Source organism: Leptospiraceae bacterium (assembly GCA_016708435.1).
In the GTDB taxonomy this organism is placed as follows: Bacteria; Spirochaetota; Leptospiria; order Leptospirales; family Leptospiraceae; genus UBA2033.
Genome location: JADJFV010000013.1, coordinates 86035 through 110954, shown reverse-complemented (window position 1 = coordinate 110954; position 24920 = coordinate 86035). Strand labels below are relative to the sequence as shown.

The window sequence follows — 24920 nt, the reverse complement described above, 5'->3', positions numbered from 1 at the left end:
CTCTGCACTAAAATATATCTTGTATGCGTTTGTATCTCTTGATAAGGGATACTGATCCATACCATGCTGTAAAAAAGAATTTTGAAAATAATCCTTTGCCTTTTCTACTAAAACCATTCCTTGATTAAGATATATGTGATTATATGAAATCGAATCTCCATACTCATTCAGTGAATACAAATCCGAATTGGTTGAAGGAGCTTTTTCAATTTTTCCTGTAACTATTTTGCTACGTAAACTTGGCATTTTGGAAATACCTTCCAAATTCCAAATTCCATTCATTATCTCAAATAAATACACTGAATTTAGAAATTTACCCACTTGCGAATCTCTTAAGATTAAACGAAGAGGAGCATTAGAAACTGCTTTGCGATTTGCCGCAGTCAACAAAGGTGCCTGAATAAAATAAAACTTAGGCTTAGAATACAATTCAATAATCTTAACCAAGTCCGGCAAAACAAAATAATCCCCTCCTCCCGTTCCAAAATTAAAAGCTACGAATTTTTTTCCGGTTCTAAGAGTAACCTCTTCACTAAAAACTTTAGCAGATATTCCAAAGTCAACAGTAGATGCACCCAAGAAAATCGCATCAATTCCACTTTTCTTTTCCATTTCGATAAGCTTTTCAATTTTCCTTTCGAGTTGGATATTTCCAAATTTTTGTCCTTCGAGATTGGGAATATTGATTCGGGCTAGTAAGGAAAATAGGATTCCTAGGCTGAATAAAAAGGAAACCAAGAAAAATATTCCTTTTACTTTTGAAAAAAATAGAATTCGCATATTCTCAAATCTAAATTTCATTTATAAACTCTGATCCAAAGTTTCCACACTGATTAGATATTCCTGGTCTAGCTTGGGCAAATGTAAAAAGAAAGGAGATTTGTTTTCTTTTAACAAAATTTTTAATTGCACATACTTAGGATTATCCACAAAGTTTATGCTTTCTACGTATTTGCTCTTAGCCCTGAACTTTAGGTTTTCCGATTTTATTGTGGTCTTTGTATCTTCTCGAGCATTATTATATTCGACTGTTACGACTTGATCTTTTTTGGATTCAGGAAAAAATAAAAGCCCTGCCCCGTTTCGACTATAGTGTATTCTTTTTCGTTTGCCATCTATTGTAGTCGTCCCATAATCTTTTTCAAATAAATCTGCTGTAAGAACTAGTTCGGGCGATTTGATTTCATTCATATTTTTCTTGCCCCAGACTACCTCTGTCTTAAATCCCAAGTATTTAATTTCTTTCTTGCTTATCGTTTCGGGATAGAGATAAACAATACTTTGCTTGGAACTATCCACCTCTACAAAATCAGAAGCATTCAAATTGCGGATTGTATTACTATAATTGTATACTCCATTTTCTAAAAAAGCATTTATTGCATTCATCGACAGGTGTTTAGTGGGAACCATCTTCTTTCCAAAGAATGGTTGCGTTATAAAATAAATACAACCAGGCTTTTCTAATTCAATTAGAGTAAGGGAATCTTTCGAAATATTTTCCGTTTGCTCATAAAAACTTTTTTCCATCACGCAACTTAAATTGGAACTATTGGAAACACTCAGTAGAAAATAATATCTGGGAATGGAAAAAACTACAATTTGAATGAAAAATAAAAGCAAAATAGTATATTTAAAAAACTTATCCCCAAAAGTATTCAGGCTACTCTTAATTAACTGCTGATTTAAGAGTAAAAGTGCAAAATAGATGGGAACTAAAGTATACTGAGCCGCCTTGGACTGTAAATACAAATAACCTTTTGCGATAAGCGTATATAAAATAATTGTAAATACAATTGATAGATTGAAGACTACTAACTTTCTTGAAATTGTCTTTTTTAGTATGCTTCTAACAAAATTTACAATACTCAATACTATAAAACTCGAAAAGGAATAAAAATTTATTTTAGAGACTGTATCTAAAAATTCAATTTTCGGAAAGAATGGAGGAAAATGATCTTGTGACATCAATCCAGAAAAAAAAGAAAACCATTTTTCTGTCAAAACAGGAATTGCTTTGCCTAGATAAGTTTCCATGTTTACTATCTATTCCCTGTGGATACATCAAAGCGATTACATAGGCAACGATTTTCTTTACAGAAGTTCCAAACACATCTAAACAAACCCATGATAATATAATAAGAAAAATAATGGAAAAAATTAATATCTGCCATTTATTTCCAAATCGAATTAATTTGAATTTAGAAAATTCAATTTTTCCTAAATTACCTATTATAAAAAAGAAATAAGGAATAATAATTACAGGTAGAATCATGTAATAACTAGATAAAAGAAAAATTAGAATAAAAAATAAATCAAAATGTGTATTAAAACTTTTAAACTTACCCTTTAGAATTAGAGAAAAGGAAAGTATAATACAAAGCAAAGAAAATACATGCATTAGATAAAGATTATAAAAAATGCTAATTAAACTTGGAGAAAGAATCAATAACAGAGTATAGAGTAATATATTTATTATCCCCATATCCAATGTATATGCAAAAAATAAAGCGATAATGCTTGCATAAATAAAAGCCAAAACAACATAAAAACTTAAAGAAAGATTCTCCGATAAAAAAAACCATTCCGCATTTAAGACAACTTGAGAAGATGTATACCATTTAATAGCAATAACTCGATACGCAGCATATTCAGCAGAAGGCGGATCTAAAAGTTGTATATCTCTGTAATCAGTATAATTATCCCCATCGCTACTACCTTTAACAAAGTAAAGTTTCAAATCAGCTATCCCATCTTGCAATCCAAATGCCGGCTCTTTGTGATCTACTAGAAATTTTGAAATATCAGAGTAAATTGAAATATCTCCCCCTTTCTCTGTGAATGCTGTATAGTGTTTACTAATATGCATGGGTAGAATAAAAACATTTAATAAAAACAAATAAAGAGAAAAATATAGCGCAGATGATTTACGGGTTTTCTTAAAAACGAGAAAAAATTCTGTTAAGAAGTTTTTATTTTTTATAAAACTAATTCCAAGTAATAAGAAAATACTAAGAATAACAGATACTTGAATAGAAAATATCTTAAAGAAAATAGCATTCGAGAAACTAAAATATATAAATCCAAGCGTTATGCGTAATGGTAACTTCAAATGTCTATAATCAAAACTAGAAGTTACAAATAAAGAAATTATATACGAAATCCAATAAATCCCTGTAAATATAAAAAGTATCTCAGTGAATCCCATTATTTTTTTAACCTTACCATTTTTTATTTTTTATTGAAAGCAATTGTCTATTCCTACAGACTCTGATTCAATGTCTCCACACTGATTAGATATTCCTGGTCTAGCTTGGGCAAATGTAAAAAGAAAGGAGATTTGTTTTCTTTTAACAAAATTTTTAATTGCACATACTTAGGATTATCCACAAAGTTTATAGTCTCAATGTATTTGCTCTTAGCCTTGAACTTTAAGTTCTCGGATTTTATTATGGTTTTAGTTTCTTCACGAGCATTCTTATACTCTACAGTCACGACTTGATCCTTTTTTGAATCCGGAAAGAATAAAAGCCCTGCTCCATTACGACTATAATGAATTCTTTTTGTTTTTCCATCAGTAACAACTGTTCTAAAGTTTTTTTCAAATAAATCTGCTGTGAGAATTAGTTCGGGAGATTTTATTTCGCCCATTTTCTTCTTTCCCCATTCTACTTCTGTTTTTACACCTAAGTCTTTCACATCGGTCTTTATTATTTTTTCAGGATAAAGATATGTTATCCGCTCTGATAATTCGTCTACATCAACAAAATCAGAAGCATTTAAACCACCTTTTTCTCCCATTTGCTCAAATTGATAGACTCCATCTTTAAAAAATGTATTCAATGTTTGTAGAGACAAGTGTTTTGTCGGAAGCATCTTCTTCCCAAAAAAAGGTTGTGTAATAAAATAAATACAACCTGGTTTTTCTAATTCTATAAGAGTAAATGAATCCTTTTCAATATTTTTGGTTTGCTCATAAAAACCTTCCTCCATCACACAACTTAAATTCATACTATATGAAACATTACGCAGAAAGTAATATCTAGGTATTGAAAAAAGAATGATTTGTAGGACAATTAGGATAAGAAGTATAAGTTGAATAGTTTTATCGGCTAGAAATTTATATTCAATGCCAATGGAATCTTTATTTAACAAAAAGATAACAAAGTAAAGGGGAATCAAATTATACTGAGCTGATTTCGATTGCATGTACAAATAATTTTGAGAAATAAAAGCATAGAAGACTATGGTAAATATAATCGACGAAGTATAAATAATTGTTTGATAGGATGTTCTTTCTTTAATTATGCTACGAATAAAGTTTATAAAACTGAGAATTATCAACAAGAAAAAGAAATTAAATTAATTTGAGAAACTTTTTCTATGAGCGGAATGCTTGGAATAAAGGGTGGATAATGATCCTGAGAACGCAATCCCGAAAAAAAAGAAAACCACTTTTGGGAAAAAATAGGAATTGATTCTCCAAAGAATATTCCAGATACCCTTTTTTCTTCATCTGTAGGATTCAACTGCTCAAAAATAAAACTAATTACTTTCCTTAATGATGTACCTAGTAAATCAATGAAAATCCAAGATAGCAAAATGATTAAAAATGCAGTCAAAATCATTTTCTGTGTGTTATTAAATCCTCTTTTAAAATTGAAATTATGAAAACGAATGTCCTTTGCATTTGATAGAATAAAAATAAAATAGGGGAGAATTATTATGAACACAGACATATAATAACTTGAAAATAAAAACAAAAGAACTAGAACTATATCTGAGTGAATATTTATACTTTTAAAATTTACCTTCTGAATCAGAGAAAAAGAAAGTATTATACACATAATAGAAAATACATGCATTAAATAAAGATTATAAAAGGAACTAATGAAGCTTGGTGAGAAAAATAATAAGAAACTTGTAAGAAATCCTACTAAGATTCCTTTTTCAATGGCAAAGGAAAACACCAAAGCTATTATGCTTGAATAGATAAAAGCTAATACCATATAAAAAATAAAGGTATTATTTTCTGAAAGAAAAAACAATTGCGAATTCAAGACTAACTGTGATGAACTATACCATCTTGTGCTAAAAACCCTGTACGCAGCATATTCTGCGTATGGTGGATCCAATAGTTTTATATCCCTATAACTCGTAAAATTAAATAAGGTCATTGGATTTTCATATCAGATGGCTTACTAAGGAAGGAAATTAAATCTTCAATTCCATCTTCTAATCCAAAAGCTGGCTCTTTCCTATCAACTAGTATTTTAGAAACATCAGAATATATTGTTATATCTCCTCCTTTTTCTGTGAAGGCAGTATAATGACCTGCAATATGCATAGGAAGTATAAATACATTTAATAAAAACAAATAGAAAATAAAATAAAATATTGTAAGACGATAGCTTTCCCTGAAAGATCGAAAAGAGTCTTTGATAAAGTTTTTGTTTTTAATATAACTAATTACAGCTAATAATAAAATTCCTAAGCTGACAGACATTTGAATCGAAAATACTTTAAAAAAAATAGAATTAGCAAAACTAAAATAGATAAAACCAAGCGTTATCCGCAAAGGAATTCTTATTTCTTTATAATCTATACTGGATGTTATAAATAACGATATAAAATACGAAATCCAATATATCCCTGTAAATATAAAAACTATTTCTAATAATCCCATTTGTTTCTCACTTGTTAAAAAAATCTCTAACTAAATTTATAATTTTACTTTGATCTTCAAAGGACAATTCATAATACAACGGAAGTCTGAGTATTGTATCCGAAATCCGATCGGTTATAGGTAATTCATCATTATATCGTCCATATTTCTTACCGGCCGGCGATGAATGCAGCGGTATATAATGAAATACCGATAGAATATTATTCTTCTTTAAAAATTCAATCAACTCTTGTCTTTCTTCTAGGCTAGAAAGAATTATATAATACATATGACTGTTATGTTCAATATGCTCTATCATTTTAGGACGTGTAAAACATCCGTTATCCTCTAATGCGAGACATCCATTGTGGTAGTTATTCCACAAAGCATTTCTTTTAGTTTGGATTTCTTTGCTATCTTCCAACTGTGCATACAAAAAGGCAGCTATGATTTCACTTGGCAAATAAGAAGAGCCAATATCCACCCATGTATATTTATCTGTTTGCCCGCGAAAGAATTTACTTCGATTGGTTCCTTTTTCTCGAATGATCTCAGCTCGCTCTGCAAAGGCGGGATTATTAATCATAAGCGCACCACCTTCACCCGAAATTATATTTTTCGTTTCATGAAAACTTAGTGTTCCAAAGTCTCCAAAAGTTCCCGCAAACTTTCCTTTGTATTTAGAAAAAATTGCCTGTGCTGTATCTTCAATTACAAATAGATTTTTCTTTTTGCTATCTCTAAGATCGTATCCATTTCACAGGGAACACCTGCATAGTGAACGGGAACAATTGCTTTTGTTTTTTCCGTGATAGAATCTTCTATCAATCTTTCATCTAGACTTAAAGAATCTTCTTTAATATCTACAAAAACAGGCACTGCACCGCGCAATACAAATGCGTTAGCCGTCGATACAAATGTATACGAGGGCATAATCACTTCATCTCCCGCTTCTAGATTCGCAAGAATCGCTCCCATTTCCAAGTGCTGCCGTGCAAGAATGAGTGAGTAAAACTTTTTTACAAAGTAAATTTTCCTCTAACCATTGATGACATAGATTTGTATAATGTCCATCGCCGGAAAGCTTTCCAAGTTCAGATGCTTTTTGGATATAGGTAATTTCTTTAGAACTAAGATAAGGTTTATTAAAAGGAATATTCATTTTTTACAAATTAGAATGATATGTGTATAAGGAAGTCGTAGTATTTTATTTTGTGTATGCACTTCTACATCACTAAAAACCATTTTGGCTAATCGTGTGTATTCGCTCACTGTTCGAATATGCTTTCCTCTATCTCGGCTCACAAAATAACGAGCTAAAAAAGACTGGTCTTCTGTATATACTCCGTCCAACGTAATCAGTCTTCCATTTTTTTTAAGAGAAGCAAAAGCTAGTTCAAATAATCTTTTACATTCTTCATCATTCAAATGATGTAAAAGTCCAATCGCTAAAGTAATATTATATTCTGCATCACTTACGGCTAATGTATTTACTTCTTCACAAAAGAAACTTCCTTTGTGTCCATACTTCTTTCTGGCAGATTCAATATAATCTGAATTTATATCATACCCATAATACGAAACATCATTTAGATGATCGAGCATTTCGCCCGTTCCACAGCCAATGTCTAATACTTTGTCTCCTTTAGATGGCTTTATATAGAGCTTTGTCATTACTGCTCGTAACGCGTCCGCCCCAATGATCCAAATAAAAAAACGATACACAAACGGTAAAAATAAGAATTTATAAAATCCCTTGTTTCTCTCTGACATTATTGTTTTTCTCCTATTAAAAAAATCGATCCCCAAAAAGGAAAGGAAACTTTGCTATAAATTAAGAATCCTTCTTTCGAGCAAATGAGTTTAAAAAATCTGTTTAACACTGGATTAATTTCTAGCTCCGCAAAAATAGGATTAGCCTCTGATTTTTTCTTAACCAATCTAGACAACATCATAAATGGAAACAACAAAGAAATAAAGGAAGAAACTCTAAGTATTTTAAAATCTGCTTCTAGGACTTTCTCGATTAACTCTTTTCTTGCATATCTTCTTTGATGCCCTGCATCTATGTCCGTTTGGCTCCATAAAAATTGATGTTGTGGAACGGTTAATAACAATATTCCTCCTTTCTTTAAAGATAAATTTATTTCCTTTAAAACTGTTCTATCATCTTCAATATGCTCAATCACATCAAAGGCACCTATCGCATCAAACTCTTCTCTAAATGGAATGTTTCGTGCATCCATTTGCATCAATTCCGATTTCATCACTCTTTTACCAGTCAATACCAATCCTTCTGTGTGAATTTCAGAACCATAGGTTTTTGCATTTGGAAATTTTCTCTCCATTTCCGAAATTACAAATCCTGTTCCACAACCTATCTCTAAAAAATTTGTTAGACTAGCTTTGTATTTTTTTAATTGGGAAACAAGAATTGAATTTCTATAATTAAACCAGAAATTACTTTCCTCTAAAGAATAAAGCTTATCATACACTTCCTGCGGGTAATGCAAATCACCCTCTTCTATGTCAGAGGCAAAACGAAGAAACCCATTTTTTGTCTCTGGCTCTTTCCCGCACTTCGGACATCGCCAATCCACCAATTCAAATATTTGTTACAACTAACACATTTCTTCATTTTTTAACTTTCTACCTTTCTGCATTGTATCTATGATAAATTTCTTTCGGATTTCTAAATCTAAAATTTAAAGAACTGTATAAATTTAAAACAGAAAGATTCTGAGACACTGAATTGACCTTCCGCAAAACTGATGACATCAATTAGCGGATCAATATTAATTGCTTCTCTTAATTACATATTGAGGAGAATTATTTATACCGATATAGATTCGTCCAATGTATTCTCCAATTAGGCCTATCATTAACATTATCATTCCCCCAATAAAAAGCAATGTCGCCATAATGGAACTATATCCTATAAGAATTTCTGGATGTAATAATTTATGCATAATAATAAAACCTCCAAATGAAAACCCACTAATAGCGCAAATAACTCCTAATGCAGTAGCAAAGTAACGGAATTACAGAAAATGCAGTTAATCCATTCATCCAAAGAGATAAGAGTTTGATGAATGTATAACCAGATTTACCAACCGTTCTATCTCGATGGTTAACCGGAACATTGATAATTCTAGAACTAGTTCGTAGTAATAATCCTGGCAGGTAAGGATATGGATTTCTATATTTTAATATTTCTTTCACTATAAAACTTTTAATCACGACAAAACTTGTAAAGTGCAATTCTTTTGGTTTTTGATTAAGCATCTTTGCCATAAAATCCATTTATCTTCGAACCAAGAATTCTCAGTCCACTATGTTTACTTTCATTGTATTCTCCCATAACAATATCAAATCCTTCCTCCATTTTGTTCAAAAGTAATTGCAATTCATCTACAGGTATTTGCCCGTCATCATCAAGGGTAATAACAATATCTCCTTTTACATAGGCAAATCCAGCCAAAGTTGCAGAATGCTGACCAAAGTTTCTAGATAAATCTAAACTTTTTATATTACGATTGCCTTTACACAATTCTTGAATAACCGAAAAAGTGTTATCCGGAGAATTATCATTTACCAAAATTATTTCATAACTATACTTTTTTAATTTAGTAACACAGAGAATTATTTCATTAATAACGGAAGGAAGCGTTTTCTCGGATCTATAACATGGTATAACAAAAGAAAGTTTATTCAGATTTTATTCCTCGATTAAGATTTTTTAGAATTAAATTTATTCTTCGTTTATTTTTCATTGGATTTAATAAAGATTTCCCAGCCACCGACTAAACCATATTTATCCCCAATAAATACCATGGAGCTTTGAATAAATAAGCAGCTAATGCGATAAAAAAATTTTCTTTAAAAGAAGCCTCTACAAAAGATGGTTTTGATTTTAAAATTGAAAATCTACTTTTTCTTTGTATGATATTCAATACATTATTCCAAAAATCAGAACCCAAATCATGGACATGTCCAGGATAAGTAAAGTCTAACTTTTACACCAAATTTTAAGAAGACGTAACAAAGGAAGTAAATAAGGAGTCCTTGCATAAAAACACCATTCTCGTGAAGACAACTGAATAAGAAATTTAAATCAACTCATTGGATTTGGAATATGCTCTATGATTGCGCTTGCAATCACCAAATCAAACTTTTGATCCTTTACCAAAGACAATTTTTTATAATATTTTATTCTAATTCTCGAATTTCACTTGCTTTAGTCTCTGAATTGTAATCAACTAAAGTTATTGCAACATTGTTAATTCCAGCTTTGATAAAATTATTCGGCAATATTTAGAGAAATATCACCATTTCCCCTCATAATCTAAAATATTCAATTCTTTTTTATTTTTTAAATGATCTAAAGAATTTTTAAAAATATGAAAAGCAAATTTATCTATGTTCCCCATTGTTACTTTTTTGTCATTAGTCTCGTAATATCCTGCATAATAACTATCCAATGCTTCTTGCGAGGGCATTCTTGACGCTGAAACTGCAAAGCATTCAAAGCATTTTAATAGAAATACATCTGGATTTTCTTGTAATTGAAAAACTCTTTTCCAATTTTTTATTACCACAAAATGGGCAAGTTATTTCTCTGGTTGGAGCAGAAATTGTTCTGTTAGATACTTTCCTTCGTGGGCTGTGGTAACTCTCATCTATCATCTCCTACGCTTTTCTAAGTAGCACTTCTTTAAGGCTATGCTTTCCATTGTCCATTCGATCAATATCCTTCATCAATCCACTTATATCATATTCAATTGTTTTAAAATCAAATGTCTTATCATTCAAATTTAATTCGATAAAGGAACATCCTTTTCCATCCCTTTGTTGTCCTAATGAACCTGGGTTTAGAATTGTCGTGTTAGATATTTGTTTTACCATTTTATGATGTGTATGCCCTAAGATTACATAATCGTATTTGGTGTAATTTTCTGAATCAACTATTTCCGTATCAGGATAAACCCGTCCATTTAACAAGTCACTTGGAGATCCGTGAAATACTCCAATTTTGATACCATTTATTTCTAGTTCTAAGTTGGTTGGAAATGTTCTCAAAAATTCAATGTTTTCTCTACTAATTCTTTCAGCAACTTCCTTGTATGAGTTCCCATATTTGGGAATAAGTGTATTCTCATTAAGTTTTCCATCAAGAATATCTAGAAACATCTTATCATGGTTTCCCAAAATGCATTGTAAATTTTTAGTTCTACGAAAAGTATCTAGAATTTCGTTTTGGTAATAATAATATCCAAAAACATCTCCACAAAATATTAATTGGTCTGCAAAACTAACAAGATTATTGTTAAAGAATTCCTCTAGTGCATATTTATTTCCATGAATATCAGAAAAAAAAATAATTTTCATTTTATAATTTGTTACACCATTGTTTTAATTGATTCTTCAAGTGAATATTCAGGATTATATCTAAGAATTTTCTTAGCTTTATCAATATTGATTTCCCATCGAAAATCTTCTTGTGAATCTTCTATTCCACTAAAAATTATTTTTGATGTGGAATTTAATACATCAATACATTTTTTAGCTAGGTCTAGATTGGAATACGATTTTTCCCCCGCAATATTAAAAACGCCACTCATATCTGCATCAATTGATAATGACACAGCATTACATATATCTCTCACATCCACATAATTTTGAACTCTGAGACCCTTTCCCTGTAATACTATATCGTCATTTTTTTTACATTTTTCTATAAAAACAGGTAGAATATTTTTTTTATTTGAACCTTTCCCGATAGGCGATGGCAATCTTAGTATTATTGCACTCAATTCAGTATTACAAGGTAATTTAAGAATTTGTTCTCCAAAAAACTTTGTCACATGGTATGTAGTTAATGGATTTACAGAATGTTCTTCCGTAATAGGGATTGTCATTGGTTTCCCAATAATCGGTATGCTCGAAGTATATAAAAATTTTTTACATCCTGCTTTCTTTGCATACGTAACAATATTTTGCATGCCCAAACAATTTACAAAAATATTCTTTGTTCCTTCATTATCCATATCTAAACTTGCGCCAACGTGTATTAGCCTATCAATGGATGGAATTTCCTTCAAAAATATATTTAAAAAATTATCCGATGTTATGTCCATCGAAACATAAGGACAAACAGCGTTGCCCTGATAACTCTCCTGTATATCTGTTGCAATAATTTCAAAGTGCTTAGTTTTAATTAGAAAATCTACAATGCTCTTTCCGATAAAACCATTTGCGCCTGTTACTAATATTTTCATTTGACTGAGAATCCTTTTGCACTATTATTAAAAATGCTTACGTCCTTTACGACTTTATCAACCATAAGCTTCTCTTGCATACGCTCATCAATAAACATTTCATCAAAATATCGATAAGCAGTTCCTTTGCGTATTTGAAATACGTTTTGTATATTCTCATTTAAAATATATTCCCTTATCATAGCCTCTACATCATTGTATCCGAAAAAGGCTCGAATAGGAGTAGTTCCAGAAAACCGAACATTTAACTCAAAGCATACCGGTATTCCATTTTTGTTAAGTCTAAGTTGAATATTTAAAGGTCCAATAGGTTTAAATCTTTCACAGATTTTTTTTGCTTCGTTATAAATCAGATCATTGTCGATAACAGTAGCCTTAAACGTTGTCCCATGCTTTAAATCTCTGTGCATAATAATTATTTCAATTAGCTGACCATTCTTATCACAGTAACAACCAACTGTATATTCAGAATTTTCATCTCCAATGTATTCTTGCACAACGTAGTCATTTAATTTATTTAATTGATTTAATTCTTCATGGCTTGTAATTTTTACAATGCCCTGTGACCCCTTTCCTTTTCTCGGCTTTGCGATCAAAGGAAAGCCCACTTCATGAATTAGTTTATTTAACGTTTCTGTGTCATTCGATTTACAAAATAAGGGATAATTACAATTATTTTCTCTTAACCAATCACTCGTTGCTAATTTATCTTGCCCAATCATTAATTTTTCATGAGGTGTAAAAATACATATTGCCTTGGTTTGTAATTGAATAGAATTATAATTTTTAGAAATTACTTTTAATACTTCCTCTACGCCAGACAATACTATTTGAATTTCCTCTTTATTACAAAGGTCAATAAGCCAAGGGATGAATTTTTCATCATTTGCCATTGGACTAATATACGCACTATCACACATATATAATCCTAGCGATTCTGAATCTACACAAGTGCCGACAATGCGAACATTTAGTTTAGACATTAATACAGCCTTTAGTATTCCTTGGCTTACATTTCCACCGACTCCTAATATTAAAATATTTATCTTATTCATTTTTTAATCGCTCAAAGTGGTTTTTTTCAAAATGTAACTCTCAACAAAATTTCTACCTTCAATTAAGACAGAATTCAGATAATAACTAGCAGGGATAGAAAATTGGAATTCACAGAGTTGTTTATTTTCGGATATGTGGACAACGGGTATATACTTCTTATCCGATGGATTCCAGAGCTTTAATTTTGGGATTTGACAATCCTGTGGTTTGACTGTAATATTCAAATTTTTATTTGGAAGAAAAAAGATTTCCCCTTCAATGAGCAATTTGTCATTCTCAAAATAGGCAGGGGCTAAAAATACTAAGCCTTCCTTCTCTAATTTTTGTTTAAGAGTTGTTTTAGTCCAAGCTCCATTTTCTTTTTTGAGGTAGACAAAGTTTTTTGATTCAAAGTATTGAATCATTTCCGCATAACTAGTCCTGACTTGGGAATAATAAAATATTTCTCTAGCATAAAGATGCTTTACATTCCCAATCAAAGTATCAAATAAGTAAAGACTTGACACTTTATATGGCTCAATAATATACACTAAGTCATTATTTTATTCATCAATGACATTCTTTGAACTCATCGTAACTCAAAAATCTCTCGATTCTTTTCACCTAGAATAGATTGCATAATTGCAATTCTATAACTAAGTAAGCTAAGTGAAAAAGAATTAGAAGAGAAATCAAAACTGTATCGAGGTTTTTTTTCTTTGGAAGAATCAGACCAATGGAAAAAGCAGAATAAATCAAAACAAGTCCATAAGACAAAGCTTTGTATTGATTGTAAAGCGTGCCCTGAGAAGAAAGTAAACTAATCAAATAAACGCAGAAAAGGAGTAGAATGTTTTTAATATCAATCCATTTCCTGAGGCTAAAAAATAGTATCCCCATGATGACTAAAACACTCAGAATTCCAATAGAGCCAGTAATCTGTAAATTCTTAATTGTAGATAGATACTCGCTAGAATAAGGACCGATATTTCCCAGTTGGAAAAATCCTAACATAGAAAGTAAAATCTTCTGAGTAAAGAATGCTTCCGACTTGCCTAAATACTGAATCGAAAAAGCGGCACTGTCCGACACGAAAAAAGCAGAAAAAACTGGTATAACTTTACCAAGTCCATTCCAAATCAGCGGAGCAGCCGCAAATAAGAAGCCCATTTTAAATAGAAACCGATCGCAAAATACCGATTTGACTCTATCTACTTTGCTATCTACAAATAACAAATAAAAGAAAATGCTAATCAAAAAGAAAATCCAAAAAGGCCAGTAGAAGGCAAGCACTACAAAGGAGAGTAAAATATTGATTTCTAAATTGTGAAACCTTGTTTCCATGTCTTCTTTTTCTATATAGAGTAAAATCGAAAATAAGAAAAGCAATCCAGTAATCCAAGCCGGATAATAATGATTATACGCGGGATAGATAAATGCATGAGAACTAGCAAATAAGAAAAGAATAGTGAGAGTCTTTGTCTTTGATCCTGTATTTACCCAAACAAAATCTGCAATGAGTGATAAATACAAAAAGTAAATGAAAGATAAAATAGAAAAATAAATAATTCCAATCGGAACAAAATAAAAGATATGATGTAAATAACCTTGCGGTAAAATCCAACCAGTTAGATTATTGATTCCCATAAATACATGGTGCCATCTTTCCTGCTCCCAAAAAAAAGGCGGATTGTATTTACTTCCCAACATAAGATCAACCGATCCTTCTTGTCCCAATGTTTTTTCATAATCGTTCTTTGCATCGGAAATTTTTTGATAGGTATTACTCCAAAACGATTTTTTGGGATCACTTTCGTCTTTTTGTAAATGCTCATAAATTTTTTCCAGATACAGAGCTAGAAACGAACCATCATTACCCGCAGTAACTGAATCTTTAGGGATATGACTCGCTAAGTTTTGGTAGATAGTAATATCTCCTCCGCCCTCGGTAAATGTCCCCATTTTCATCTTATAGATGGCGGGGTAGAAAAAAATAAATGTGCCAGCGAGAAGGATTGTAGCTAAAGATTTTATTTCAATCTGAGTTGGTATAATTATCTTTTTACGAAGAATCAAATAAACTAAAAGACTGATTGTAAAAAATAAATGCAAATAGGCAATCATTTGAAAGGAAAAAAGAACTACACCAATCAAAGGAATTGCAAAGACAAAAAAAATAAATCCCATGACAATCGATCTAGTGATTGTCAAATTTGGGTATAATTTTTCGCGAATAAAAATTCCGGAGAGATACGAACTTAGGAGTAAGTAAATATTTACGAGGATTAATTCTAGAATATATATCATCTTTTACTCCTTTGACTTTCCTTTTTTAAATCGCAGTAAAGAAAGGCTAGCTCGTAAGTATAAAATCCAAATTTTCATTCATCCTCCCCTTCACACTTTCCATTTTCTAGAAATCATAAACAATTTAAAATACCCGCGAATGGTGCGCATAACTTTCATTTTGCTCTTGCCGGCTCGGAGGGCTGTGTCGAGCTTCATTGAAACCTCGGATATAGTAGCATTGACTAAGATTAACTTCTTTAGCATTTCAATCATGGATTCAAATCCTCTTCTTTCGATGATTCGATTTCCGAATTTGGATTGGAGGCGTAGAATAATTTCGCCAGTGTGAACTCTAAAAAAAGAACTCATTGTATGAATTCCATGAATTCCGATTAATTCTTTGACCATTCCGTTTGCGATATGACTGAGTAGAATTCGGTGCCAGGCAGTATTTGTCATTCCTCCACCATAGGCATAAGGAGAGGCTAATACTACGTCATCTTTTTCTCTGATTTGTCTTTCTACCATTTTGGAAAAAGTCTCGATGCGAGAAGTATTGTCCCCTTCCATGGTGATAACTAAATCAGTAGGTTTTAATTTATCAGCCAAATATTCGAATCCAGTTCCAAATGCATAGCCGGGTCCGTAATTTGTATCATGACTGAGGATAGTCAGCATTAGCTTCTCTTGGTTTGCTTTGGCAACTTCTACTGTCTTATCGGTGCTTCCATCATTGATTAGAATAAATTCAAAACTATGATTTGTAAGCTCTGAATTTATTTTCTTCCAGCCTTGTAAGAGCCGAATGATATTCGGCTCTTCATTGAGAACAGGTGTTATAACATAGATTTTATTTTTCATGCCTTGATTGCACACCCTTCTTTAGGTTCTGGCATTCCTAATTCTCTTCGGCGTTTGATTTGCCATTCGATTGCTTGAATAAGTCCTTGCTCTAAAGCAATTTTAGGTTCAAATCCAAGTATCTCTCTAGATTTTGTTAAGTCGGGGATACGTCTCATTACGTCCTGGTATTTTCCAAACGTTGCATAAGGAATTAATTTGATCTTAGGAGCTTCGTTTGGACGAATCATTTTCCAAATCATCTTAGCTAGATTTTCAATTGTGATTTCGCGATCATTTCCAATATTGAAAACTTCACCGCGTGCCTTTGGAACTTCCAGACATCTTGTGACTCCATCCACGTGATCAGAAACAAATGTAAAACTTCTAGTTTGTTGCCCGTCCCCATGAACTTCGATTTCTTCGTTATCCAATGCTTTGTTAATAAAAACAGATTGAGGACCACCCCACCAGGTTAAGTTTTGATTCGGACCATAGCCACCAAAAAAACGAATGATAGCAAAATCTAAATTCATTCTCTCCCCATAAGCATAGATCATTTGCTCTTCAAACATTTTAGAAATAGCATACGCCCATCTTCTTACTTTAGGACCACCCATCACCAAATTAGAAGTATCCTCCGCAAATGGTAAATCCGGATTCATTCCATATACATCCGAAGTAGAAGCCGCAACTAATCTTGCGTTATTCTCAATAGCAGCCTTCACTAAATTTTCAGAACCCAATCCATTTATTTTCAATGTATCGAGTGCATCAGAATATCTAGGAATTTTATAGGCTGCCATATGGATAATTCCGCTTACCCCGTGTGCGGCTCTAACAATAGAGCTTTCATTCATTATATCAATTCGATAGAATTCAAAGTTAGGATTTTCTATGAATTCATTCATATTCTTTCCATCACTTTGCGATAAATTGTCTATTCCAACTATATGGTAACCCTTATTCAATAAACTTTTACAAACATTAGAGCCAATGAAACCGGCAACTCCTGTGATCATAATTTTTTTCTTCATTTCAAGTCCTTATTATCTATTTTTTATTTAGTCATTGTATTTGAAATCAAAAAACTTCTACTTGCAAAGCCCTTTCAATCACGAAATAATTCTTGCCCGAAGGCTCTAATAAATATGTATATTGACATTCTCCGCGAGAACAGACTTTGGAAGCAAATTGAATTTCTTCCGCGGGCAAATAGGTATTCCTATCCGAAATATATTTCTCTCGATTTACACTTGGTGCTAGGCTAGAATCAGGCGAAGTTATGCGCAAGGTTTTTGTTTTTTTTAAATCAGCAAATACTTCTAACTTTTCCATTGCAATCAATCTGGTAATTTTTGGAATCTCGGAAGAGTTTAGATTAATAAAAGAGCTAAGCGCAATCCAGGATTCTTCGTTTGCAATAAAAAAACGAGAGACCTCAAACAAAGTATAGGAGTCCGAGTTTTTATTCTTTAGCATAAACCGATTCGAATTAATATTTTGAAAATTAAAATAATTCTTAAAACTACCTATCGGATAATTTCCAACGGGAATCACCCGATTTCCTGCCATATATGTTTCGAGTAACGCATGATTTCTACTTTCTCCAAAGAAAAAAATCGTTTTTTCAATTGGATTTTCTAGTCTCTCCGGGAGCAAAAGAAAACTACTAAGAGACTTTTCTCGCAAAGAAGTAAAAGACTCAATCTGTCTAAATTTAGCAGGAATTAAAAAAATAATCCAGACAAATAATACAAACCAGACAAGATACATGGATTTGAAATTTGCTTTTAATTTTAAAAAATAAAAGGGAAATAAAATAATCAAAAATGGAAATGTATATTGAGAAGCTTTGTTGTAATTATAATAATGAGTGATTGATTTTAAATTGATAAATAAAATTCCAGAAAGCACAAAGAGTAAAAATAAGTTTAGCTTAAAATATTTTCGAGACTCCCAGAAGATAGATTTTAAAATACCAAAGAATAATATTAAAAAAATACCAAGTCCAAAAGGCTTTAATAAAAATGTCAAAGAATCCACTTGCTCTTTAAAGGGAAGCTTGGGATAAAATTGAAAGTAAGTTACAACTCCGAGAATTGGATTTAAAAAAGCCCCCTCTCCTGTTACTGTTCCTCCTAGAACTTGATCCCAATATTGTTTATTTTGAATCGAACTAGAATTAGATGGAAGGAATTTTAAAAAGGAGCCAATATTCACGAGGACAATTGGCAAATAAAATAAAATTCCAATTAAAATCACAGGCTTAGAGATAAAACGAAATAATCCTCCGATTAGCTTGGATTTATAAAATACCAAAAGGAAACTAACAAATATTAGCCCCCAATACACAGTCCCCATAAAGTAAAAAGAAGGTCCAATTATAAAAGAAAACAAACAAGCCAAATAAAATGCATCCCTGTTTCTAGTCTTTATCCAGGAAATGGAAGCCTGAAAAATCCAGAGCAAAGAATTTAGCGCAATTAATTGTAGGTAGAAATTTCCATAGGTAATTTTTCCAATGCAAGCGGAGAGCGTAATTAAGAATCCTAAGAATGCTAAAATTACTCTATACTGTCTGTGATTTTTTAGGAGTAGATAGGAAATAAAAAGAATTTGCAAACAAATGAGCGATGTCAAAAAAAACAGAGTCGATAAGTAAATCGTTTCAGGAAGAATTGGTAAGTAGTAGCCAAATCCCGTTAGCCCCCAATGCAGAGCCCACCAGGCAGGAGAAAATCCTTCTAAAATCACTCGATCAATCGGGTCAATTTCCCATTTCGCTTTTCTTGCGGCTTCATACATGGGAAAGATTCTTTCGAGTGCGGGGATAATAACTCCTATCCTCGAATCATACACCGCTCTAGTCAGAGCCAAATTCCATTTTGGATTTGTAATCTCTGTGTCTTTTTGCACATACTGTGCCTTAACCGGTCCTAGATAGATTGTATGATCGCCCGATTCTTCCGAAGCCAAAAATTCAGAATCAAATCCACGAAACGGCAAAAGTAAAAATAGAAATAAAATTAAATGCAAAAAAGAAATCTTTCCAAAATCTAATTTTGCTTTATCTTTAACAACTCCTAAATAAATTCCAATTATAAAAAGAACAGAAAGTAGTAAAAGGTAAATGACACTACTACTTGTATGGGAAAAATACAGTTGAAGAAGACTACTCGAAAAATGAACAAATCCAATTCCCAAAAGAATTGTCTCAATTCTTTTTCCAAATAAAACAGAAGAATCTTTTACTCTTAGACTAAGCCTTGTTAGCTCCCCTGCTCCCCAAAAAATAAAATAAAGCATCCAAAAACAAAGAGTGTATTTAGCAAAAAGAAGCATTCTTTTTATGGAAATAAAATAGATTTACAATCTAAAGTATTGGAAAAAAAGTAAGCGTCTCGCTTTTTAATATGAGGTAAATCAATCGTATCTGCTACTTTTTCAAAACAATTTGGATTTTTTTGTATACTCTTTTCCAATTCTAAGTAAATTTCTCTTCCAAACTTCTGTGGAACATTTTCAACGGGAATTCCCATGGGTTCTTCTTGTAAAATCAGTAATATCAATTCATAATTACGATATTTTTCAATCTCAGCCTTCCATTCCTTGGAATAAGTCGCAAGCTCCCAACCGGCAAGGTCTAATTTGGCAGATTTAACTCTCTTATGAATCAAACTTGTATAAGTGTCATAATTGTAAGAAATGACTCCATGGGCAGAAAGAAAGTTTACAAACACAGCTCCCTTGACAAATCGATTCTCAAATTTTTGATCTAACTTAATTGCGATTTCTCCTGTTTGCTTCTGAATATTACTTCTTGCCGCTTGTAGATAATCTTCCGGTATCTTATACTTTTGAGGAATTTTGTATAATACAATGATCGCTAATAAAAAAACTATCATGATGAGATACTCTTTATTTTTAGTTTGAAAAATGAAATCCGTTAAAAAAACAAGAGCAATCATAAGACAAGGCAAAAACCAAATAATGAGAACCGTCGATTTTAGCGGACTCATTGTCATAAGCAGATAGGAATAAATCAAAGAAAGAAAAACAAACACACCCGAAAGAATTAGCTTTTTATTTTTAAGAAAGACAGAAGCGGCAAATAAAATCAAAACCCCACCATACATATATACCGTCTTTGAGTTTTCTCTTAGTGCTGTAAAATAATAACTAAATCCACCAATTAGATATTGATTCAAATTCGAAATAAAAATTTCCATTCTACTTTCTAAATTGCTTCCGCCGGTCTTCATCAAATTATAAGAAAGCACAGAAGCAAGTAGCACCTTGACAAAAATTAAAAAAGGAATCGCTAAAGAAATACTTTGCAGTGCGAATTTTAAATTCCATTTTACTTCGATTTTCTTTTTGAAATATTCTATAAAAAAACCAAGAGCAAGCATCGGGAGGATAAGAAAAAAAGCCGCCCCCTTTAAAAAAGATGCCATTAGAAAAAAAAGAATCGCAAAATAGAACTTACGATTCACTACTAAAACGAGCGACAGGGCTCCCGCACTTGCAGACAATAAATCTATTCTAGTATCAAACGCCCCACCCGCTGCTGTAGTATAAAGTCCAGAAAGAATAAAAAGAGTTGTGAATAATAGTGTTTTAACGCTTCGATCTTTACTTCGTAAAGAAATGGAATAAATAACAACAAGTAGCACAAAGAAAAACCCATACACTAGAGGAATCGCCTCATGCTTGACTCCACCTAAAAGAGCAAAGGCAAAGTTAAAATTGTATAAGCTAAAGCAAGTTCAGGAAAATTTCGAATAGATTCTGTCCATTTGCCATAATCTCCTCCTCGTAAATCGTTAAAAAGATTTGCGGCTAATGTAAAATGGTGAGAGCCATCATGCCAGGGAATTGCATTTACATCCAAACTCTTCTGGTATTTAGCAAGGATTGCAATATAGGCGCATAGAATTACAAACGTAATGGAAGAAGTGAGAATATTGATTTTTTTTCATAATTTATCGAGGCATTTTTTTAATAAGTTCGAAATGGGTTCTTTATATTTAGAAAATCACAACCCACCTATTCTAGGATGAAGCCGAAACGGTAATCCGAATTTATTTCCAGTATTTAGAAATGCCTTAATGTCTTTTTTATTTGGATAGGAATAATAAGTATAATCTAGCCCAGTATTTTTCCCTTCATCATCCAATGTATCTTGACTTTTTAATTCCAGCAAGAGTTCACTTGTTAAATCATATAGAGTATGGTAAATTGAGAATAAGTTTCCTCGATTTTCAATTTTAGATTGTAGTAAAATTTTACCTGTGTCAAAATTCTCATCCATCCTATGAACTGTTACACCTTGGTATTTTTCTTTTTTTAGCATTTTCCAAAAAACAGGATTCACTCCTGCATAAGCAGGCAATATTGAACAATGCTTATTTATGAACAAATATTTATTAGTAAGCCTTGCTGGAACTTTTTTTCCTACTTGTACAAAAACAGGATTTGATTTTATTTTCTCTTCCAAAATTTTATTTAATACTTCATCCTCAAATCCATTCACTTTATAGTATGGGAGTTTAAAATATTTTGCCAACTTTTTTAATTGAATAAAACCGATTCGAGAATATGAGGTTAATAATATTTGCCCACAGGATACAGAAGAAAATTAAAATAGATGTAGTTAAATCAAATGCTTTAATCATTTTAAGAAGACTTAAAATTTTTTTTTTTAAACTCCCCCCATATCTTATTTCAATAATGCCTGCAACTCTTTTTATTATTTGCGAGCTTTGCCAAAAGATTGGGTAAAAAAAAACTTTCGGATTCCGCAATGATCCAATATTCATAAATACTATTTTTTTTCATCTTTTAAAAAATCCTCTGCTAATTCAATTAAACTAGCCCATTCAAATGAATTACTTAACTCTTGAACAATCCAATCATAGTATGCCCTCTTGACTTTGTATGGATAGTGAATACCGGGATGTCTTGACAAAGAAGATATTTTCTCTACATCATCATGGGAAATAAAATCAATAGTATGCATTTCAAAATTAAAAAACTTCAAATTTTTCATCAGCGGCAACATTTTACTTAAACCAACCATTCCGATTGTATTTAAAAATGTCGGATAAAAGGGAAGTCTAGATTTATTGAAAACGCTAATTGGAATTTCGACTAAACTGCGCTTCTCTTTCGATTTTCTTGTAACACTTTTCTTTGATGGAAAATAAATATCCCGCGGTGCCAATGTATGAGAAAAATGAAAAGGTGAATTGGTTGTCCACCCACTTTTAAAACGCGAAGCTAAAACAATTAAGGGAGTTAAGATAGAAGGCATAATGGAGCTATCATAGACAAAACCATTCTGTTCTAAAATATCAATCATATAACTATTTATATCATATCCCGGTGCCCTAAATCCTTTTACAGGAACTCCAAATTTGTCTTCTAATAATTTCTTGCTAACAATAATTTCTTCTTGAATTACTTCTGGCGTTCGCAAAGAAAACGGATAAAAATGCTTATGCGTATGGCTAGCAATCTCATGTCCTTTTGAAGCTAAGTATTTTAATGGTTCTAAGACTTCTGGAAATCGAAGATGATCCGTAATAACAAAAAAAGTTCCCTTGACCTGATTTTCTTCAAAGAAATCTATTACCCTTGGAAAACCCATATCCCAGATTTTACAAACTGAATCAGAATTATATTTATATCCGTAAAAATCATGGTATTCAGACATACTATCTAAATCAACTGATATATTCCCCATTTTTTTGTTCATTTTATAGTTCCATATATGCATTTAATAACGCCAATTTTCGAGTATCCTCTTTAGAGGCGGGTTTCATTTGTTCAGGCTCTGCTAATAGTTTTAGACTTCGAACAGATTTTGAGGCTGGTAAAAGAATTTCATACTCATAAATGGAATTCGTTCCAACAGAATTAAACTTTGCCGGAAATTTTTCTTTGGTAGATGCATCTTCTAAATAAAAAGTCTTTAGGTCTCGAGATGGAATTCCTTTCAGTTTAAGGTTTACATTTACTGATGAATAATAATTAGCCACAGATCCCCATTCTACCCAACCGTCCGATGTTTTATTTAAAAATTTGAAATGATGGTAGTTTTTACTTAAACAAAATCGAATTGGAAATTTAGATTTTCCAATAGCAAAAGAATCTTCACAATTATAAAGACCTGAATCTAAAAGCTTTTTTTTGACTTCGTTATTTAGTATATTAATCTGAACAAAATATTCACCACCATACTGAATTGGATTTTCATTTGGGATTATTAGGAAAGGATATTTTTTTATAATCTCTTCTTGCTCAACAACACTGGAACTAGTTAAAATGAATCCCCAGTCTTGATTGTCAGGAGTAGATTTTACTAAGTCGGTTAATACGACTTGTTTTTTTAAATGCAAATACCACGCAACCGCTGTCGTATTATAAACCGGATGAGAAAATACTTGCAAAAACTTAGTATCTTCCATTGCATATTTTTCTCTAAAGTCTTGTATTTTATTTACAAATAATTCAAAGTCCTCTATTGGATACAACTTCTCTTTTGCTATTTTAGTGTAAGAATTTAAAATGGAAAGCGGAAGTATCAAAAATAAAAGAGATAGACTTCTTTTAAAACCAAAATCCAAAAATAGATAGTTTAGAAAAACGATTAATAAAATAAATGCAAATTGTATAACTGGAATATCGCCTACCATTGCATAAGTTCCTTTCAGGGTCATAAATCCGATTACAAAGGCATAACTTCCCAGAATCAAAAGAAAATACTGCGATAAAAAAATTTCTTTGAATTCGCTAACTTTTCGTTGACCATTCCCCAAAAAAAATTTAAATATAATTCCGATCAATAGAATTGCTAGTATGGTAAATATGATTTCATTTGATCCTAAATGAACAAATAAAAAATTCTTAAAGTAAAATAGCATTCTATCGGAAACAGTAAAAAGTTTATACTGAGTCAGAGAGAAATCTCCCCACATAGAGTAATAAGTTAATATTTTCTTTATGGCCGGCAGATAATACCATCCGCAAACCAAAAAGGCTCCAATTCCAGAAATAAAAAAACATTTGAGCCTTGTCATAAAATCATTTCGATCATTGGGAATAATTAAAAACAAGAAATACATCCAAATAAAATATCCGGGCGCACTCAATTTAAAAAGAGTCCCGAGTCCAGAGACAAGCCCTGCGACAAAGACCAGAGGAACGCTTTTTTCTTTTAAGGAAAGAATGAGTAAATATAAAAAGAGTAAAATAAAAAAACTCAAAGCAAAATCATTTCGAGTCTGCAAGAAATTATTATAAATAAAATTGGGTAAAGTAGAAAGACCAAGACAGGCTAATAAGGCATATCCTCTTTTTACATTCAATTCTACTGAAAGCAAATAGGTTAAAGTTAAATTCCCAAACCCAAAGAGCGCGGAAATAATATACGGAGAAGCAGGGAAAAATCCAAATAATACATAACTTAAGGAAAGGGAAAATATATATCCAACAGGAATATTATCACCCAAATAACTGCGAATAATACTACTATCCCCTTCAAAAAAAGAACGAGCTAATTTAACAGCTTCTAACTGATAAGCCAAATTATCCCAGGCGGGAGGAACATCCATGGAGTAATACGCCCGAAACGATTTGGCAATTAAAAATAAAACGATCGACCAGAGGGCTAGAATAAATATATTTTTTTTGTCTTCTTTTTGAATTTTCAAAATTAGCCTACCACAATTCGAAGAAATAAAACAAGATTAAATTCTGAAACGATTTTAAAGAGAGAATGTGAATTACCACGAAGGTTAGGACTTACG

General features: G+C 31.7%; 22 protein-coding genes and 2 pseudogenes. All 24 read right to left on the bottom strand.

All coding sequences use genetic code 11. From position 1 onward, the window contains the following. Positions 1 to 801 (bottom strand): hypothetical protein (locus tag IPH52_16165; protein ID MBK7056546.1); only part of this gene is annotated, 801 nt, incomplete at its 3' end. Further along, entirely contained in the window at positions 802 to 1965 is a 1164-nt protein-coding gene (locus IPH52_16160; protein MBK7056545.1) for a hypothetical protein, read from the bottom strand. After that, positions 1925 to 3205 (bottom strand): hypothetical protein, encoded by a 1281-nt coding sequence (locus tag IPH52_16155; protein MBK7056544.1) that lies wholly within the window; start codon positions 3203 to 3205, stop codon positions 1925 to 1927. The genes IPH52_16160 and IPH52_16155 overlap by 41 nt, the downstream gene beginning before the upstream one ends. A 53-nt stretch (positions 3206 to 3258) precedes the next feature. Next, complete coding sequence (locus IPH52_16150; GenBank protein ID MBK7056543.1) at positions 3259 to 4206, bottom strand: hypothetical protein; 948 nt, start codon at positions 4204 to 4206, stop codon at positions 3259 to 3261. Between the two features lie 131 nt (positions 4207 to 4337). Beyond that, the gene (locus tag IPH52_16145) at positions 4338 to 4619 is read right to left on the bottom strand and encodes a hypothetical protein (protein MBK7056542.1); all 282 of its coding nucleotides are present in this window, start codon (positions 4617 to 4619) and stop codon (positions 4338 to 4340) included. Between the two features lie 551 nt (positions 4620 to 5170). After that, complete coding sequence (locus IPH52_16140; protein MBK7056541.1) at positions 5171 to 5683, bottom strand: hypothetical protein; 513 nt, start codon at positions 5681 to 5683, stop codon at positions 5171 to 5173. A gap of 7 nt (positions 5684 to 5690) precedes the next feature. Beyond that, positions 5691 to 6824, bottom strand: a pseudogene (gene rffA / locus IPH52_16135) (dTDP-4-amino-4,6-dideoxygalactose transaminase). Next, on the bottom strand, positions 6821 to 7435 hold the full coding sequence (locus tag IPH52_16130; GenBank protein MBK7056540.1) for a class I SAM-dependent methyltransferase: 615 nt from the start codon (positions 7433 to 7435) through the stop codon (positions 6821 to 6823). Before IPH52_16130 ends, rffA begins: the two are co-directional and overlap by 4 nt. Then, positions 7435 to 8265: a methyltransferase domain-containing protein gene (locus IPH52_16125; protein ID MBK7056539.1), complete on the bottom strand. Its 831-nt coding sequence runs from the start codon at positions 8263 to 8265 to the stop codon at positions 7435 to 7437. The genes IPH52_16130 and IPH52_16125 overlap by 1 nt, the downstream gene beginning before the upstream one ends. A 192-nt stretch (positions 8266 to 8457) precedes the next feature. Next, a pseudogene (locus IPH52_16120) lies at positions 8458 to 9377 on the bottom strand (glycosyltransferase family 2 protein). A gap of 610 nt (positions 9378 to 9987) precedes the next feature. Then, positions 9988 to 10260 carry a hypothetical protein gene (locus IPH52_16115; protein ID MBK7056538.1) on the bottom strand — a complete coding sequence of 91 codons (273 nt, stop codon included), beginning with the start codon at positions 10258 to 10260 and terminating at the stop codon, positions 9988 to 9990. A gap of 91 nt (positions 10261 to 10351) precedes the next feature. Beyond that, a complete protein-coding gene (locus tag IPH52_16110) occupies positions 10352 to 11050 on the bottom strand; it encodes a metallophosphoesterase family protein (GenBank protein MBK7056537.1) in 699 nt (232 codons plus the stop codon). A gap of 11 nt (positions 11051 to 11061) precedes the next feature. After that, on the bottom strand, positions 11062 to 11940 hold the full coding sequence (locus tag IPH52_16105) for an NAD(P)-dependent oxidoreductase (GenBank protein ID MBK7056536.1): 879 nt from the start codon (positions 11938 to 11940) through the stop codon (positions 11062 to 11064). Further along, positions 11937 to 12995 carry an ATP-grasp domain-containing protein gene (locus IPH52_16100; protein MBK7056535.1) on the bottom strand — a complete coding sequence of 353 codons (1059 nt, stop codon included), beginning with the start codon at positions 12993 to 12995 and terminating at the stop codon, positions 11937 to 11939. Before IPH52_16100 ends, IPH52_16105 begins: the two co-directional genes overlap by 4 nt. A 3-nt stretch (positions 12996 to 12998) precedes the next feature. Then, the gene (locus IPH52_16095; GenBank protein ID MBK7056534.1) at positions 12999 to 13502 is read right to left on the bottom strand and encodes a hypothetical protein; all 504 of its coding nucleotides are present in this window, start codon (positions 13500 to 13502) and stop codon (positions 12999 to 13001) included. Positions 13503 to 13599: 97 nt separating this feature from the next. Further along, entirely contained in the window at positions 13600 to 15282 is a 1683-nt protein-coding gene (locus tag IPH52_16090) for a hypothetical protein (GenBank protein MBK7056533.1), read from the bottom strand. Between the two features lie 90 nt (positions 15283 to 15372). Then, a complete protein-coding gene (locus tag IPH52_16085) occupies positions 15373 to 16125 on the bottom strand; it encodes a glycosyltransferase family 2 protein (GenBank protein MBK7056532.1) in 753 nt (250 codons plus the stop codon). After that, positions 16122 to 17141: a GDP-mannose 4,6-dehydratase gene (locus IPH52_16080; protein ID MBK7056531.1), complete on the bottom strand. Its 1020-nt coding sequence runs from the start codon at positions 17139 to 17141 to the stop codon at positions 16122 to 16124. Before IPH52_16080 ends, IPH52_16085 begins: the two co-directional genes overlap by 4 nt. A gap of 46 nt (positions 17142 to 17187) precedes the next feature. Further along, the gene (locus IPH52_16075) at positions 17188 to 19449 is read right to left on the bottom strand and encodes a hypothetical protein (protein ID MBK7056530.1); all 2262 of its coding nucleotides are present in this window, start codon (positions 19447 to 19449) and stop codon (positions 17188 to 17190) included. A 5-nt stretch (positions 19450 to 19454) separates the two neighbouring features. Then, positions 19455 to 20801, bottom strand: coding sequence for a hypothetical protein (locus tag IPH52_16070; GenBank protein ID MBK7056529.1), 1347 nt, complete (start codon positions 20799 to 20801; stop codon positions 19455 to 19457). A 29-nt stretch (positions 20802 to 20830) separates the two neighbouring features. Beyond that, positions 20831 to 21001, bottom strand: a complete 171-nt coding sequence (locus tag IPH52_16065; protein MBK7056528.1) for a hypothetical protein — start codon at positions 20999 to 21001, stop codon at positions 20831 to 20833. A gap of 144 nt (positions 21002 to 21145) precedes the next feature. Further along, positions 21146 to 21643, bottom strand: a complete 498-nt coding sequence (locus IPH52_16060) for a hypothetical protein (protein ID MBK7056527.1) — start codon at positions 21641 to 21643, stop codon at positions 21146 to 21148. A 291-nt stretch (positions 21644 to 21934) separates the two neighbouring features. After that, positions 21935 to 22867, bottom strand: coding sequence for a polysaccharide deacetylase family protein (locus IPH52_16055; GenBank protein ID MBK7056526.1), 933 nt, complete (start codon positions 22865 to 22867; stop codon positions 21935 to 21937). Between the two features lies 1 nt (position 22868). After that, positions 22869 to 24824 (bottom strand): glycosyltransferase family 39 protein, encoded by a 1956-nt coding sequence (locus IPH52_16050; protein MBK7056525.1) that lies wholly within the window; start codon positions 24822 to 24824, stop codon positions 22869 to 22871. Between the last annotated feature and the right edge of the window lie 96 nt (positions 24825 to 24920).